This window comes from Ferruginibacter sp., from assembly GCF_028288465.1.
GTDB lineage: Bacteria > Bacteroidota > Bacteroidia > Chitinophagales > Chitinophagaceae > Ferruginibacter.
On record NZ_JAQBNR010000006.1, the window covers coordinates 1 to 16,757 of the forward strand.

General features: G+C 43.3%; 13 protein-coding genes. 5 read left to right on the top strand and 8 right to left on the bottom strand.

Annotation, left to right across the window (positions count from 1 at the left end):
* From JWR61_RS03290 to JWR61_RS03325, 8 genes are all read right to left on the bottom strand, one after another.
* Positions 1 to 1,421: family 20 glycosylhydrolase (locus tag JWR61_RS03290; RefSeq protein WP_301926431.1), on the bottom strand; the 1,421-nt coding region annotated here is incomplete at its 3' end.
* Positions 1,422 to 1,573: 152 nt separating this feature from the next.
* Complete coding sequence (locus tag JWR61_RS03295; protein ID WP_301926432.1) at positions 1,574 to 3,286, bottom strand: PQQ-dependent sugar dehydrogenase; 1,713 nt, start codon at positions 3,284 to 3,286, stop codon at positions 1,574 to 1,576.
* A gap of 310 nt (positions 3,287 to 3,596) precedes the next feature.
* Entirely contained in the window at positions 3,597 to 4,376 is a 780-nt protein-coding gene (locus JWR61_RS03300) for a sugar isomerase domain-containing protein (RefSeq protein WP_301926433.1), read from the bottom strand.
* A 10-nt stretch (positions 4,377 to 4,386) separates the two neighbouring features.
* On the bottom strand, positions 4,387 to 5,280 hold the full coding sequence (locus JWR61_RS03305; RefSeq protein WP_301926434.1) for an ROK family protein: 894 nt from the start codon (positions 5,278 to 5,280) through the stop codon (positions 4,387 to 4,389).
* Positions 5,281 to 5,486: 206 nt separating this feature from the next.
* Positions 5,487 to 6,281: an SDR family NAD(P)-dependent oxidoreductase gene (locus tag JWR61_RS03310; protein ID WP_301926435.1), complete on the bottom strand. Its 795-nt coding sequence runs from the start codon at positions 6,279 to 6,281 to the stop codon at positions 5,487 to 5,489.
* Between the two features lie 24 nt (positions 6,282 to 6,305).
* Positions 6,306 to 7,160, bottom strand: coding sequence for an MBL fold metallo-hydrolase (locus tag JWR61_RS03315; protein WP_301926436.1), 855 nt, complete (start codon positions 7,158 to 7,160; stop codon positions 6,306 to 6,308).
* Complete coding sequence (locus JWR61_RS03320; protein ID WP_301926437.1) at positions 7,160 to 8,188, bottom strand: hypothetical protein; 1,029 nt, start codon at positions 8,186 to 8,188, stop codon at positions 7,160 to 7,162. The genes JWR61_RS03315 and JWR61_RS03320 overlap by 1 nt, the downstream gene beginning before the upstream one ends.
* Positions 8,189 to 8,346: 158 nt before the next feature.
* A complete protein-coding gene (locus JWR61_RS03325; RefSeq protein ID WP_301926438.1) occupies positions 8,347 to 11,463 on the bottom strand; it encodes a DUF5107 domain-containing protein in 3,117 nt (1,038 codons plus the stop codon).
* Between the two features lie 643 nt (positions 11,464 to 12,106).
* Here JWR61_RS03325 and JWR61_RS03330 point away from each other — a divergent pair.
* The 5 genes from JWR61_RS03330 to JWR61_RS03350 all read left to right on the top strand — a co-directional run bounded on the left by JWR61_RS03330 (position 12,107) and on the right by JWR61_RS03350 (position 16,420).
* A complete protein-coding gene (locus JWR61_RS03330) occupies positions 12,107 to 14,080 on the top strand; it encodes a glycoside hydrolase family 172 protein (RefSeq protein ID WP_301926439.1) in 1,974 nt (657 codons plus the stop codon).
* Positions 14,081 to 14,193: 113 nt separating this feature from the next.
* Positions 14,194 to 14,643: a DinB family protein gene (locus JWR61_RS03335; RefSeq protein WP_301926440.1), complete on the top strand. Its 450-nt coding sequence runs from the start codon at positions 14,194 to 14,196 to the stop codon at positions 14,641 to 14,643.
* A 40-nt stretch (positions 14,644 to 14,683) separates the two neighbouring features.
* Positions 14,684 to 15,127, top strand: a complete 444-nt coding sequence (locus JWR61_RS03340) for a GNAT family N-acetyltransferase (RefSeq protein ID WP_301926441.1) — start codon at positions 14,684 to 14,686, stop codon at positions 15,125 to 15,127.
* A gap of 20 nt (positions 15,128 to 15,147) precedes the next feature.
* Complete coding sequence (locus tag JWR61_RS03345; protein WP_301926442.1) at positions 15,148 to 15,927, top strand: GNAT family N-acetyltransferase; 780 nt, start codon at positions 15,148 to 15,150, stop codon at positions 15,925 to 15,927.
* A 79-nt stretch (positions 15,928 to 16,006) separates the two neighbouring features.
* On the top strand, positions 16,007 to 16,420 hold the full coding sequence (locus tag JWR61_RS03350; protein ID WP_301926443.1) for a hypothetical protein: 414 nt from the start codon (positions 16,007 to 16,009) through the stop codon (positions 16,418 to 16,420).
* The last annotated feature ends 337 nt before the right edge of the window (positions 16,421 to 16,757 follow it).

A 16,757-nucleotide genomic window follows, 5' to 3' on the forward strand; every position in this document is an offset into this window, starting at 1 on the left:
TAATTTTCCATGTGCGGACTCTTATCATACCATGCTGTACACAACATGCATGAAATATTTTTTTCAGCAGCCAGTTCTATAAAACTTTTTATAACACTGATGCAAGTAGAAGCCATGCCCTTATCCCGTTCATCCTGCTGAAACAACATGCCGCCTTCGGTGTTGGTGGCGGTGGCAATCATTGCTTTTAAGCCGTGTGTTTTATACCAGTCCAGCGCCAGGATGTTGCCGGGTTGTTTGGCCATGGAATAATTCCAGCGCATGTACACGCAGTTACCAGGAAAGTCTTTCTGCAGGCTGTCCAGTTTTGCAACACCTTTTTTCCAGGCTTCATTTGCCTGGGCTGAAGTTACCTCATCGTTCCAGGTACTTGTATACAAACCTGCTTCCTGTAGCGGCATATCATCCCAAAAAATCGGGATGCGGTTATTTTCTTTTGCAAACGCACATACTCTTTTAAGCCAGTGTAAATTCAGGGCCATCATACCTTCTTTATCTGCAGTAGGTTTGCATCTCGGGCACAAGCCGATGTTACCGATTTCATCGCCGCCTATGTGCAGGTATTTACTGCCCGGCGTTGCCTTAATGGCATCGCTGTATAAATCAAACAGCACTTTGTAGGTGCCTTCATCCATGGGGCAAAATGCCCAGTGGCTAAAAGGTAATTCCCGCAGCGATTTATATTCTTCATGTTTTAAAATAAAGGTAGCATGGCCCAAGCCCTGCACCAGCGGCGTTATTTCAATAAATCTTTCTTTGGCATATTTTGTAAGTGCGGCCATTTCATCAATGCTAATGGATTGCGGAGCGCCCACCAGGGGCTGCAACTGGTAACGCAGTTTATCTTCAAACTCAAATACCACCGCATTGATTTTATACCTTGCCAGCCGGTCAATACTTTCGTAATAATAATTCATATGGTCAAGGTGATGCTTAACATCAAAATGTACAGCACGGTAACTCAGCACAGGGTAATCTGTAATGATACAGGCAGGGATAGGCTTGTTGAAATCCCTGGCATCTTCCAGTAGTTGTTCCAGTGACTGACAGCCATAAAATATGCCGGCTTCACTTTTTGCGATGATTTCAACATTACTTGTGTGGATGGTGATCCGATATCCTTCATCCGATGGCATGGCGGCCAGGGTGGTATCGAGCCTGAGGGTAAGTACGCCTTTACCGGATGTGCGGGGTACTGTTGGTAGTTGTGAAAGTAGTTGGCCCAACACAGGCATGCTCATCCTGCCTTTGATGGTAATGGACTGCAGGGTACCAAACGAAAGCCCTGGTTGTTTTAGCAACTGCACACTTTTTGGCAAGGGTAAAATTTTAAATGGAGACGGCAATACATCCGCGTAACATGATGTACTGACAATAAATAAAATGCACGCCGCCAATAAAGAAATGAAACTTCTTTTCATAGTATTTTTTTACCAGTGAGCTACTAAAAAAAATAGCGCACTGCGATTTAGAACGAAGCAACAGGAATTTTCTATACAAAAAAAGTCGTGCACTGACGGTTGTTGTTGGTCGACCTTACCAAAAGCTAACGAGCTCAAAAAGGTCGATAACCTTAGTCCGTAGCACCAACCATTTTATATAGCATCCCATCTGCTTTTGTTAAGATGTACAATTCGCCCTGCATATCTCTTCCAAAATGAAGGTCGATGCGGTCGCTGCCACAAACTGATTTCAACGTTTCAGGCTTACCGTTAATGGTGATTTTCCATTCTTTAATGGTTGCCATTCTGCCTTGTTTCAAATCGGCTACATCCAAATAAAATAACCGGCCGGAAGGAATATCACCAAATAAAAATTTGCCTTTCAGTGCCGGGATGCTATTGCCCCAATACTCAAAGCCACCACTGATTGCCTTTCCTTCATCATGATCAAACTCGGCAACAGGGTAGGTGATTTTATACACGCTATCGTTTGCCGGAAGCGGGTACACATTGCCTAAATTATCCGTGAGTTCTGCCGATACAAAATTGCCTTCCCTGACCGGCCATCCATAATCATGGCCCGGTTGCACTTCGTAAAGCGATTCAATATTGGCCTGGCCGATATTGCTGGACAGCATAGTGCCTGATTTGGTCCAGGTGATGCGGTGCGGATTTCTAAAGCCCCAGGCATAGATTTCCTTCACCGCTTTATTGTTGCTGCTGTTTGCAAAAGGATTGGCTGACGGGATACCATATTGTCCATTGACGCTGTTTTTTCCCTTTGGATCAATGCGGATAATAGTGCCCCATATTTTTTCGATGCTGTGTTCCAGGAAAGCAAATCCAGCTTCGGCACTGCCACCATCGCCTACGCCAATGTACAATAAGCCGTAGTCTTTGTCACCCTTTTTAGCAAGCGGATTAAACGTGATTTCCTGTACGCCATGAATACCCGTCACCATATTTACCCGCAGCATTTCCCTGCTGGTACCTACAAAAGAATCGGCATTGGGCATTGTTGTTTTCCATTGTGTCAACACCCATTGCATGGTAACTTTGATGCTATCCGCATAACCAAAATCCGCTTTGCCTGAACCCGGGGCTTCTGTATGCGTAGTATATAATAACCCGTTGCTGGCGAATTCAGGGTGAAAGGCAAAGCTGCCGAATCCAGCTGCCAGTCCGGGTTTGTTGATGAATTTGGTTTTTAGTTTTGCTATATCCAGATAAATAATGGGTTTATCATTTTTCATTTTGTACAGCCTGCCCTGCAAGTCGTTGATAAATAAATTACCACTCACCGGCTGAAAGCCCAGCTTTGTAATCCTGGCCAGTGGCGGCTTATCGCTGGTAGCCGGAAATTGCGTAACCTGTTGCAGATTGACCACCAGGTTAGAAACAGCAATTTGTTCCGGAATGGGATTCGGTATGCCATTATTTTTTTTGCTTGCCTTGGAACTAATTGCTTTCTGTGCATGGATATAAGCAATCAGTTGATTGACTTCTCCATCCTGCAATGTGTCGAACGGCGGCATTACTGACTTTTTATATTTGGTAAATAACAGATTGGCTTGCTGATCGCCTGAGGCAATCATTTGCTGTGAATTTTTTATGAAGTGAAGCAACCAGTCGGGAGACAGCGCACCAGTAACGCCGCTCAGTTGCGGGCCGATGCCATCCTGTTTAAAATTGTGGCAACCACTGCAATTTTTGGTGAAAGAAGCTTCGCCTGCGGCGATGCTGACAGAATCTGTAGCAATGGTATTTTTGCCGCCACCGGGATTGCAACGGCTAAAGCAAAACAGCGATAACAGGGCTATAAAAGCAGAAGCATTTTTATTCATGTTTTTGAAGTTTACCGGGTGGGTCACTCCTCAAGAGTGGCTCACCCGGTGATTAGTATTGAATTTTTTTCACGGTGGACTGCCAATTATTTTTGCAAATGATTTTCGTATGAGACAGGCTCTTTTTTATTGACTGCCTTGTTGCTGGGTGACCCACCCTTACACTCTTTATATTGAAATGCTATTCACTTTGGGGTGAGCCACCCAAATGCACAGGCTTTGCGTTGAAAAGCTGTTCGCTTTGGGGTGACCCACCCTTACACTCTTGCATCGAAATGCTTTTCACTTTTGGGGTGAGCCAGTCGTGCAGCTATTTGCCAACATCTTTATAAAGTGCCGAGAGCCGGTGTGCATGTTCATCGTAGGCAGCTTCGAATAAAGAAGTGGCTTTCTCAGGTCCCACAATGGCGGAAGCTGTAAGTACAAAAGGCGGTTTGCCTGCTGCTGTTAAAAGCCTGGCCAGTTCTGCTTTGATGCAATTAATGATCATCACACCGCCTACTGTAGAACCCGGTGCTACCGGGGTTTCCAGCCCGTCTATATAAATCATGGAATCACCCACCGGGGCGCCACTGTCTAAGATTAAATCGGCAAAATCGGCCAGTTTTTTGCCGTCGGGGCGATTGCTTTTGCTTTTTGCCAAATGTGCGGAGGTTACCAGCGCCACCGTTTTTATTTTTTTCTGCTGAAACAGTTCAGCCATTTCAATGGGTACAATATTACAGCCGCCGGAAGAAATCACCAGCGCACAATCTGTTTCGCTTAAAGAAAAATTCCGCAAAATTCTTGCTGCAAAACCGCTTACATTTTCTAAAAACATGGCCTGCCGCTGTCCGTTGGCACCCACTACATTGTTGTGGTAGGTAAGCGATAATTCAACGATGGGATTAAACCCGGGAAAAGAACCGTAACGAGGCCACATTTCTTCTACCATAATGCGGCTATGACCGCTGCCAAAAAGGTGCACCATTCTGCCGGCTAAAATACTTTCTGCAAACCATTGGGCGGCCTGCTGAATTTGTGGTTGCTGGGCCTTCACCGTTTCAATAATGCCGGCGCATTTTTGTAAATAATCTTCTGTGATCGTCATGTGTTGTTGTTTATAAAGTCTGTTTACTCATGGCAAAGCAGGCGGCACCAATGGCGCCTGCAAAATCGCCGTACGTTGCTTTTACGATGGTTGTCTTGTTTCCACCCGGCCGCCATTCGTATTGGTCAAGATAACTATTTAATGGTTCAAATAAATCATCACCTGCCTGTGTGATGCCCCCACCCAATACAATGATTTCAGGCGAAAGAATGTTGATGATGGAAGCCAGCCCAATGGCCAGTTGTCTCACCGATTTTAACCAGACTTCTTTTGCAAATGCATCGCCGTTTTTATACGCCTCCAGCAAGGCATAGGTGGAGTTGAATTTGCCCCGGCTTCTTTTTTCAATGGTGCAATTGCCGATGCAATCTTCCAGGCTGCCGGGCATGCCGGTTACGTCACAATCGCCTTCATCGTCAATCACCATATGGCCGATATGACCGGCTTTATTAAATCCGCCCTGGTAAGGCTTTCCGTCGATCAGGATGGCGCCACCCACACCTGTACCCAGTGTTAGCATTACCACATTTTTTTTGTTGATGGCGGCACCAAAAGTGGCTTCGCCCATCATGGCTGCTACGGCATCGTTCAGCACATAAGTGGGTTGCTGCAAATAGTTACTCCAGTTAAAATTTTCGAGGCCCTGCAGACGGCCGGGCATAAAGGCAATAGCAGTATTATCTATGTTGGGCAGACCAGGGGCAGAAAGTCCAATGACTGTTTCATTGATGTTTAACAAATGCTGCAATTCTTTTACTGCAACTGCAACGGCATTTTTCCAACTGGTATCATCGCCATCATTGGTTGGCTGGTAGGTTTCATGCAACAGGTGACCGTTGGCATCCAATGCTACCGCTTTTATTCTTGTACCGCCTAAATCAATGCCAATGATTCTTTTTTGCATTTTTATTTAATGTTGAAAAGGAAGTTGCAATAATTTGATGTCGTAAACCATCTTCACTATTACAACAGTATATCTCTGCTATATGCAGTTGTTCGACTTAATGCCGGCGCTTCAATTTTATTGTTCACTATTGCTTTAAAAGTACAAGTGAGTGACACAACGATGCTCAATTGAAAAACAATTGCCGGTGCACAAATTACTTTTTGTCAGACCGGGTATTGTCCTTCACTTACATGCCATCCGCCATCCACCGCGACAACCTGCCCCGTTGTAAATTTTGACAGGTCGCTCATGAAATAAGTAGCCAGTCCATCCAGGTCTTCCGGTGCGCCGATTCTGCCGCCATCCAGCGGTTGTTTTGTTTTTATAAAAGATAAAATGCTTTCATCCTTTGCGGCCCTTTGTGCCATGGGTGTTTCAACAAGCGCCGGTGCAATTACATTGATGCGGATATTATTTTTTGCATAATAAGCTGCGATTGATTTTGTAAACCCAATGATGGCTGCCTTTGCCGCGGCATACGCATGTGTTGAAAAAAAATGTGGCGAAGGAGAGTAGCCCAGCACCGAACCCATGTTTAAAATAGTTCCACCCGAGTTCAATGCCAGCATTTTTTTTACGGCGGCCTGGTTGGATAACATGAGCGAAGTAAGGTTCAGTTCCAGCGTGTTGTTCCAGCCTTCGAGCGACAATTCATGTAAAGGCCCGTCACCCATTTTTCTGCCGCTGCCACCGGCTACATGGTACAAACCATCGAAGCCGCCGAACAGTTCAATGCAGGTGTCAATGGCTTTAACCGCTGTATCCGGCTGCATGGCATCGCCACTGACAACAGTTGCATGGTTACCTAAAATTTCTTTTGCTGTTGCAACACTTTCCATATTTCTGCCCACTACAACCACTTTTGCGCCGCCGGCAATAAATGCTTTTGCGGCCGACAAACCGAGGCCTGTTGTACCACCGATGATGACGATTTTTTTTGCTTCAAGCAGTTGTTGCATGCTGTTTTCGATTGATTCTGTAGTTTAAAATGATGCGTTGCTGCTGAATTGTTCGCCGCCCTTTAAAACTTTATATGGCTGGTTTATTTTTTCTGCTGCTTCTATAAAATCATTCACGTCTGCTGTGTTAAAACTGAACATATCGTAATGACAGGGCACTACACATTTGGCGTTGATTGCCTTTGCAAGGTTCGCTGCTTCCGTGCAATCAAGATTGCCCGCTACTTTCCTTTCCGGCTTATTGCCGTTTATAGGAAGCATTGCCAGGTCTACGTTATAGGGCTTTAGTAAATCAATCATACAATCAAACCATAAGGTGTCGCCGCTATGGTAAATTTTGTAGGGGCCAAATTCAATTATATAACCCATGAATTTTAAGTTGCCATTTTCGTCCCTTTCAATTTCATTGTGTTTGGCCGGGATTCCGTAAAATGTAAAGTCATCTATTGTCACAGGCAGGCCATCATTTATCCCGGTGGGGAATGCTTTTTCGCATTGTGCTCTTTCTGCAACAAAATTTCTGTTGGCTTCGGGAATGAGGAAACTGATGCCGGGATTATTTTTTAACACTGGTATCAATGTGTCTGCATCCAAATGATCAGTATGATTGTGACTTGAAGTGACAATCAAAATATTTTTTAATAAATCCGGTCGTATCACGAGTTCGCTCATCCGGGTATGAGGCTTGTCGGTTGCTGCATATTTTTTGGTGAGTGAATCGGAGAGGTAAGGGTCAATGAGCACCCGCTTACCGTTCCATTGCAACAGGTAACCACTTTGCCCAAGCCACCAGGCATGAAAATTTATTTTGTCTTCCAGCAAGGAATCCATTTCTGCAACCAGTGCTTCATTTTTTTGGATGGCTTTTATTAATTCCATTATAAGCTTTCCCTTACTTTTTTGGCGCCTTTCACCATGTTGATTAATTTCTGCCTGGAAGCCCATCTTGCTGTCTGGCTAAGACCGCAATCCGGTGCTACTGATAATCTTTCAGCAGGAATGTATTTCAGACAACGCTGTATTCTTTCTACCACATCATCCACCGTCTCGATATAATAATTTTTAACATCGATGATGCCCACTGCCACATGCATTTTTTCTGCGAAAGGCTGTAACAATTCTATCTCTGCAAATTCGCGGTTCGCCATTTCAATATGAATTTCATCAACGGCCAGTTCCAGGAAATCGGGCAGCATGGGTTTGAGGCTTCTGTAACCTACCGGCCGCCCTTTAAAGTTGCCAAAACATAGGTGCGTACTCAAATTGCATTTACCCACAATCGGTTTCAACGTGCGGTTAAAGATGTCTACAAAACGTTTGGTATCTTCTTTATAAGCATAACAACTCATAGAGGGTTCATCTACGGTAATTTCTGTACAACCCGCTGCCACCAATGCTTCCAGCTCTTTGCTGATGATGGGCATCAAGGCTTCCGTAATAGCGTAGCGGTCTTTGTATTGGTCGTTTGGCAACAGCCTGCCGCTTAATGTATAAGGCCCGGGGATGCTGGCTTTTAAAACAGGGCCCTCCGGCGCCAGTTTTTTTAAACGTTCAAATTCTTTTACTGCGCCCAGTCCGTTCGGTGCGGTCAGCTCGCCTACAATATTATTTTTCCCCCGCTGGTCGTGAGCTGGCGGGCCGAATTTTCTTGTCTCGGTATCGTTGTTTTGAATGCCGCTGATATAACCATAAAAAGACAGGTTAAAATCGAAGCGGGTTTGTTCGCCGTCCGTTATCACATCCAACCCGGCGGTGACCTGGTCATGTACTGCAGCAATCACGGCGTCTTCAATCATTTCTTCAATATCGGCCTTACCAAACTTGTCTAAATTTTGTGTAGAAAATTCCAGCCAGCCGGGAAAGGGATAACTGCCGACTATGGTTGTGCGAACAGGAATGTTTTTCATATCTGCTTTTTGCTTTGTATTTTATTGGTGGCAATGCGGTTTCTTTGTTGTCAATCGTTGGTATCAGCAGCAATTTATGCTTAGTTTCAGAAAAAGCAAAAACTGTGTTTATTATCTTATACCAGTTACCTAAGTTGAGTAATTCAAACAAAATCATTTTATTTTTCTACTGCTTCTATTCGCTTGATTATTTTGTAATAGTTGTTGGCCACCAAATCTTTTTGAAGACTATCCGTCGTGTTGATATCGTTCGAAAATGCAGCGATTGTATATCGATGCGCCGCATTATTGTGTGCCGGAGAAGCTTTGATCTTTTCAACTAAATTATTTGCCTGTTCCGGGGCACCTTTCTTTTTTAAGATTTGCAGAGCCAGTAAATTGTTAAATGAAGGGTGCATGAAATTTTCGTCCGCCATAGTATATTTTATCACGCTATCACGAAAAGACTTGGCTTCATTTCTACGACCTGTTTTTTCCATGCAGATGGCCTGCAGGTATTGTTGCAGGCGGTTATCAGGCTCATACGGTGAGCCAACACCAAGACTTTCGGGCCAGGCTTTTGATTTCTCCAGTTTGTCAAAAGCCTGCTTGTATTTTTTTTGATTCATTAAATCAAGTGCCACATTGATATAGGCTTGTTCATACACCGTTTTGCCGGAAGTGCTGCCTTCAAAAGGAAGTATGATAGTCTTATCCAGCGTTTTGGTGCTGGCTTCATATTGACAATTGTTTAACTGCACACGTGCAAACTGCAATGCAAGATTGTAATTGCCTTTAAATTGCTGACTGGCCTGCGTCGCAAGTGTTAAGGCCGTTTTATTATCACCGGTGCTTTCGTAATATTCTATCAGCCTGTTCCAGTTGCGCCAGTCGGATGGGGTGATTGTTTTTGCTTTTTGCAGATCGGCCATTTCGGACGCCGCATCGCCTTTGGACAGAAAAGCCCGTGAACTATAGAAAGGTGCGTAGTCTGGTTCATTGCCACAGGCTTTGAATAATTTTACTGCTTCTTTCAACCGGTCGATACCCCAGTAATTCAGGCCAAGATAATATTTAAATTTCCAGCTGGGATTTTTTGATACGGCCCATTCCAGTGCAGCAATGGATTCGGTGCGGTAAGGAAATACAAAGGCAGGTGATTCATTGGCAGCCTTTGCCAACATGGTTTCATCATTGCTTAGATATGCTTTCCATGTGGCTAATAGCGCATGTGCCGGTGCTTTCTCCAATACTTTTAACGCATCCTCTTTTAAACCAACATCCAAATAATTCAGCATCACTTCTAAATAACTCTGGTAGGGAAATTCATTTGTTATCCTGGAAGAAAACAGTGTGTAATTTTCAGCCGAAGGATGCAATAAGTATTTTTCAAAATGTGCAAAATGGTTCAGCGGATCGAGTTGATTGAGTTGTTCAATAATTTTATCTGCCATCTGAGCCTTACCAGATTTTCTGTATTGAATGGCCAATGCTTCCAGTGCCACCACATTGTTTTTATTAAAATCAAGCGACTGCAACGCATAATGTTCTGCCAACGGCAGGTTGTTTAACTGCAGTTCCACACCAGCCATTTGTGCATAGGCAGCAGAACGGAATTCCATTGAACGGGCCGACCAGCCAAAGGTTTCAAGCGCATTGATCAGATCCCCTTTCGCCCGGTAGTTAATGCCGGCATAATAATTTGCCGCCGGATGGTAAGCATCTAACTGCAATGCCCGGTTAGCGAAATACAAAGCAGAATCGTATTGATTGCTGTGATAAAATAATTCTGCCATCGTAGCCATCGCATCCAGGTACAATGGATCTTTTTGCAGGCATTTTGTAAGACTGATTTTGGCTCCGGTATAATTCCTCGCTTCTTTCAGCTCCATCCCCTGGTGATAAAAATTAGCCGCACTGTTTTCACTTGCAGGAATGGTTGTTTTAAACGGCCGCTTTACTTCATTTTTATTTTCAGAACCATGTTGCAGGTCCATGCCTTCCACCACCAGTTCATACGGCGCATCTTTTGCCAATGGAACTGAAGCCTTAAAGACTTCCATTGGTGCAAACTTTTTATCCTGTGTATAAATTACCTTACCGTTTGACTGTACAACAATTTTTGCATCAGCAAATGCCAGCGCATTAATGGCAATCTGCAGCGTGCCATCCTGGTGCGTTACATTCAATACACCCGATTGCGATACTTCCTGCAAGCCGCCGATCTCTTTTACAGGGAACCACATTTCTTTCCATTGGTCGGTCTGGTTTGGGGGAAAAGTCATCTCCGAAATCGGCGTTCTGACATCGGAAGCAGCGTACTGGTTAAATCCGCGACCAGCCTGGAACTCCATGTACTGGCCATCGCTGTCTGTCAATAAATCTTTCCAAATCGCACCTTCCCTTGCCTGGCTCCATAACCACAATTTGTGCCCGGGCATATCATCATACAAAGCCCAGTGGCCAAAACCAAATGCAGATTTATGATAATAGCCGCCCATAAAATCATTGTATTCACCCACAATGTGTACCGACTTATGCGAACCAAAAGCATTGTTGCGGTAAGGCGCCAGGTTGTGGCCATCTTTATTAACCGGCCATGGATTGGCTTCGCCATTGTGTTCCAGCGCCTGGTTGCCCGGGTAGAAAAATTCAAGGTCGTCTGTAACAACGGCGGCGGCCGTCATCCAGTTATAATATGATTGTGTCAATGGCGTAGGGTTGTTCCACAAAGCTTTGGTTTCAAAATAAGCCTTGTCTTTTGGCAGCCGGATTTCCACCCGCCATTGTGTGCGGGATGGCAAATCCATGTTGCCGACAAAACAACTTACGCTGCCGTCGCTGTTTTCTTTGGTAGTATAATCAACGGGGTTGGCAGTGCCGGGGTTATGGCCGATGATGCCAAAATTAAATTCAATACCACCAGAAGTCCATGGCCCACGCATGGCGATGTTGCGGAACTTGATCACTTCGTTGCGGTAAATAAATTCTTTGCCGGTAGATTTTTCAATGGCGCCCCAAACCTTGCCACCAGCTTCCGGCAACACATACACTTCAATGTAATCGTTCTCCATTTTTATTACTTTCCATGCCTGTTTTTTGCCGGTTACAGCATAGCCGTCAAAACTATGGTAGGGATAAATATTTTTATGGCTGCCGGTTAAAATCGGCACCGGGTTGGCATCACTGAAAGGGTAGGTAAGCAGCTCCCTGCTTTCCTCGGTGATGGTGGCTTTTTGCGCAAACAAACACTGTGGTAAAAAGAAAAATGCAAGGAATAAATTTTTGTGGATCATGGTGTGGTTGTATAAATTGAGAACGTTTTATCTGATTTTAAATCTCATTAAAAAACTTTGATGAAAGATAGTAATTATCCTGCTTTACTGTTTAACCAGTTTCATGGCATTATCATGATAGATTTTTTGCAGCACTGTATCCGAAAGCTCCAGTCCATACAAAGGCCAGTGATATTTAAACAGGTCGTGTCCATAAATATGTTCATCTGCCGATTCCAGTAACCTGAAACTTGCCTGGTAAATTTTGGCGGCAAAATCAAACGTATTCGCCTGATCATAACCACATCGCCCATTGGCCTGGGTTTTACTTCATCAAGGTTCATACGTCAATCAATTTTTTAGCTTCTTTTATGGAGGTGACTGATGGTCCAACGCTCCGTTTATTAAGGATTGCTTTGGCTTGCGGAACAGCGTTTAAATTACAACAATGTCGCCGGCCTAACAGGGTAAGTCATCAAAAATAAATGTACAGGAATTTAAAGAAAGGGCTTTATTTGGATTGTTAACAATGCCAATTTCGGAATAGGTTATAAAAAGCAGGTATAAATCAACAGTAACACACCTGGACCAAAAGAAAGTAAAATCATTCATAAAAATGACAGCACAGTAACTGGTATTAAATTTATAATATTGTAAAAAAACGATGCTCCATAAAACGATAGCCTTACTGGTGCTGCTATTTGTCAGCCAGCTGACTTTTGCTCAAAAACAGAGCGACTATAAAAGAGAATTTGATCTTGGCTACTTTTTAAAAAGTCTGTATGATATTTCCTCTCTTCCCGAATATACAACTGGTATATACGATGCAGAAGTATCTACCTACGACCGGACAGGAATGAACAATGACGGCTTTAATGGAACTTATTCTTTTGTTCGCCGGAATGAAGACAGTACGCTGGTAATTTTTGATCAGAAAGGTCCCGGCGTTATCAACCGTTTCTGGACACCCACACCTACAAATGATACGATGGATTTTTACATTGATGATACTTCTGTACCCACATTTTCTATTTGTTACATGGACCTTTTTTCGGGTAAAGTTTTCCCGTTTATTGCGCCACTTTGTGCTAACCAGTTGGGTGGATATTATTGTTACTTTCCCATTCCGTTTAATAAATTCTGCAAAATAGTATTGCGTGCAAAAACCACGCGGTTCCACCAGATAGGGTACAGGTTATATAATCCAAAGCTATTGATGAAAAGCTTTTCAATGGAGCTGGACAAAAATGAAAAGGCATCATTACAACAAATAAAATCAGTTTGGAATAGGCCGGTTGTGGCAGTAAAAAATATTTACAAAAGCGAAACACCTATCAGCGAAATTAAAAAGACATTCACCCTGCAACCCGGGCAAACAGTTACTATTTTCCAGGCGGTAACCGGCGGCCGCATAGCTGGCTTCGAATTAAATACGGCTGCTGCAATGGATACCATTGCAAAAAATATCGAAATTAAAATAAGCTGGGACAATGAAAAGACTCCGGCGGTGTACTGCCCGCTGGCAGACTATTTTGGCTATGCTTTTGGTAAAGCATCCATGCAGGGATTGCTGGTCGGATCTGATGGAAAAAGGCATTACTCGATGTTCCCCATGCCTTATGATAAAGCGGCAAAAATTGAACTGATTTACAGAAAAGCTTCCACCGGCAGCGAACTCAATAATGTAACGCTCCTCACCACATTTTATGTATCGGGTAAAAAAAGAGATGTCGCCAATGAAGGCAAATTTTACGCCATGTGGCATAGGGGAAATCCTGTTCCCAATGGTCAGCCTTTTACCATGCTGGATGTGAAAGGCAGGGGGCATTTAGCAGGTGTGGCATTGCAGTCACAGGGCCTGGTGCCGGGCATTACCGGCTTTTTTGAAGGCGATGATTCTACGGTGGTGGACGGTGAACTGCGGTATCATGGTACGGGTTCGGAAGACTTTTTTAACGGTGGATGGTATGCCTTGCTCGATCGCTGGGATGATGCCACAAGCCTGCCGCTTTCAGGTGCCTTGGATTATTCTATCCCGCTGGCACGTACCGGTGGCTACCGGTTTTTTATCAATGATAAAATATCTTTTGCCAAAAGTTTACAGCATTCAATTGAGCATGGTCCGGAGGGTAATCAATGGCCTGCAGATTACACTTCGGTATGTTACTATTATTGCGACCGGACCAATCCACAATTTATTTTACCCAATAACAGCAACACCAAAATATACATGCCGGATACCCTGGAAATTTACCCGCAACTGATGTATACCGCCATGGACGAAAAAATGGCAGCAGAGGCCAAATGGGACGGCACGCCTGCCAAAACAATGTATTATACGGTAAGTAACGAAACACTATTAAAGATGTTGCTGTATAAAATTCCACCGGGCAATTTTGATGTGTATGTGGACTATCACAAAGGCATCAACGCTGCGCAGTTTTCTCTGTGGCAGCGGCAAACGCAGATCTGTCCCTGGATTGATGCCAATGGTCCTGCCGACGAAAAACTGCTGATGCAAAAAGCGGGGAGTATTATAGTTACGGATAATAACCGGTCAATATCGTTTAGATTTAAGACATCGGCGGATAAAAATAAATTTGTACTGAGCCGGATCGTGTTGGTTAAAAAGAAATAGATGGGTGACAATGATTGTTTAATATTTTTAAACTGTACTGGTTTAAAAATACAGATTTGTATCTGTACTGATTGAAAAATTATGTGGACATTTGTGGCATAAACAATACAATCATGATAACAGATTTTAAAAATTTGTACAGCAGGGATCTCACCAGGTTGAAAACTGAAATTGCATTGTACAATGATGAAAAAAGTCTTTGGCTGGTAGATAGGGGAATTGCCAATTCAGCAGGCAATTTATGCCTTCATTTAATCGGTAACCTCAATGCATACATTGGAGCCGGGCTTGCCAAAACCGGCTATGTACGATATAGAGACCTCGAGTTTTCTCAAAAAAATACCCCGCAAAAAGAGTTGATAAAAATGATAGAAGATACCATGCGGGTGGTGGAAACGGGACTCAACAGTATGTCTGAAAATCAGCTGCAGGAAGACTTTCCGGTAGTGATTTGGGACAAGCCAACTGAAATGGGATATACGTTGATCCACCTGCTAACGCATTTAAATTATCACCTGGGGCAAATAAATTATCACCGGCGCTTATTGTCAGTGGCAGACTAAAACTATTTTTTTCAAACGTAGTATCATCTTAAAAAGCGGTATGGGCAATTTCACTATATCAACAGACAGAGCCAAACTGGATGTTGATTTGATTCATCATTTTCTTTCTACGGAGGCTTATTGGAGTAAGGGGATTCCACTGAGTACTGTAGAGGCGGCCATTGCTAATTCGTTGAATTTTGGAATTTATGATGGCGACCAACAGGCAGGCTATGCCCGCATTGTTTCTGATTTTGCCACCGTTGCTTATTTAGGTGATGTTTTTATTTTGCCTGAATTCCGTGGCAAAGGACTGTCGAAAATGCTGATGCAGGAAGTGATGAACCATCCACAGTTACAGGGTTTGCGCAGGTGGATTTTATTAACCGGCGACGCCCATGGTTTATATAAGCAATTTGGCTGGTCGGCCATTGCAAGTCCGGATAAGTGGATGGAAAAGCATTGTAAGGATATTTACACATTAGCGGCATCTTACCTAAAGTGAATGAAGAAAAGTAAAATAAGATGATCAGATCAATTGAAAACACGGCACATTACAACTGGGGCAACAATTGTGCTGGCTGGCATTTACTAAAGTCGGACAGCCTGGGTGTGATACAGGAACGGATGCCTCCGGACACCACTGAACAATTGCATTATCACACAAAGGCACAGCAGGTATTTTTTATTTTATCTGGTACCGCCACTTTTGAAATAAACGGGCAGCGCCAGGTTGTGACAGTAAATGAATCCATTCATGTGCCGGAAAAAAGTTTGCACTGCATAGCTAACCTGCACCCTGTTGATTTAAATTTTCTTGTAATTTCAGCGCCACATTCGCATGGTGACCGGGTGGAGATAGTTGATTATTCCGAAGACTTAAAACCTGCCATCAAAACACTTAACTACGAATGGCTTGAAAAATACTTTCGTGTAGAGCCCGGCGATGTAATTGCCTTGTCGGACCCGTCAAAGGAAATTATCGAAAAAGGCGGTTTTATCTTTTACGCCAAAATGAATGGTGAAATTGTCGGAACCGCCTCACTGCTGAAAAAGACAGCAACTGTGTTTGAACTTGGTAAAATGGCTATCACAGAAAGTGCACAGGGATACGGTATTGGTAAAGCGCTGATAACACATTGTGTGAATGTATCGAAGCAACTTTCTATTGAACGACTGATTTTATATTCAAATACTATATTGGCAACGGCAATACACTTGTATAAAAGTTTTGGTTTTGTTGAAGTTGCGTTGGAGCCGGGGCTTTACGAGAGAGCGAATATTAAGATGGAAAAATATCTATGATGTGCCTGGCTCTGCATGTCAGTACCAGCAACGCCAGTATGCAACTGCAAATTTCATGTACGAAGATTAATAATTTGATGTGAAAACACATGCTGACTTAACGGACAAAGAGTTTGAAACTCAGTTTAAAAATTGTACCCTTTCACCTGACCTGTTTAATCATGAAGCCCATTTGAGACTTGCCTGGATACACATTCATCAATATGGCACCGGGCAGGCCATTGAAAACATTTGCAACCAGTTGAAAGGCTTTACACGGCATGTTGGTGCTGCGGATAAATACAATGTAACCTTCACTGCTGCCGCAATCATGGCAGTAGCACATTTTAAAAAGAAAACCGATACAGCGAATTTTAATGATTTTATCATGGAGGTGCCGCGGCTGAAATATGATTTTAAAGCATTGATGGCTTGTCACTACAGCCAGGGCATTTACAATGCAGACATCGAAAGAAAAGAATTTATTGAGCCCGATCTGCTTCCATTTGAATAGAAGGTTTCGGCTTGCACATGGTTGAAACCTCTGTACGATTTTTGATAATTTGTCTCTGACAAATGTTTTACCAGCCGCGTAGCAAACAATCTCCTACCAACAGGCGCAACAACTGCATTTTTGTATAAGAACATCTTCCTTAAACACCAACTGACTTGTTTTATTTACTTTTTATTCAAAAAAGACCGGTCGGTATTGCATGTTAAAAAAGTACACTTTATTAACCGATTATAGAAAAAATGATGCAGGCTATCTGCCTATTTTTATGAAAAATTGAAAAATGGGCTGCTGTTGTTTGGATATAAAAAAGAAATGGTTTGATAAAATAGCTGTCCTG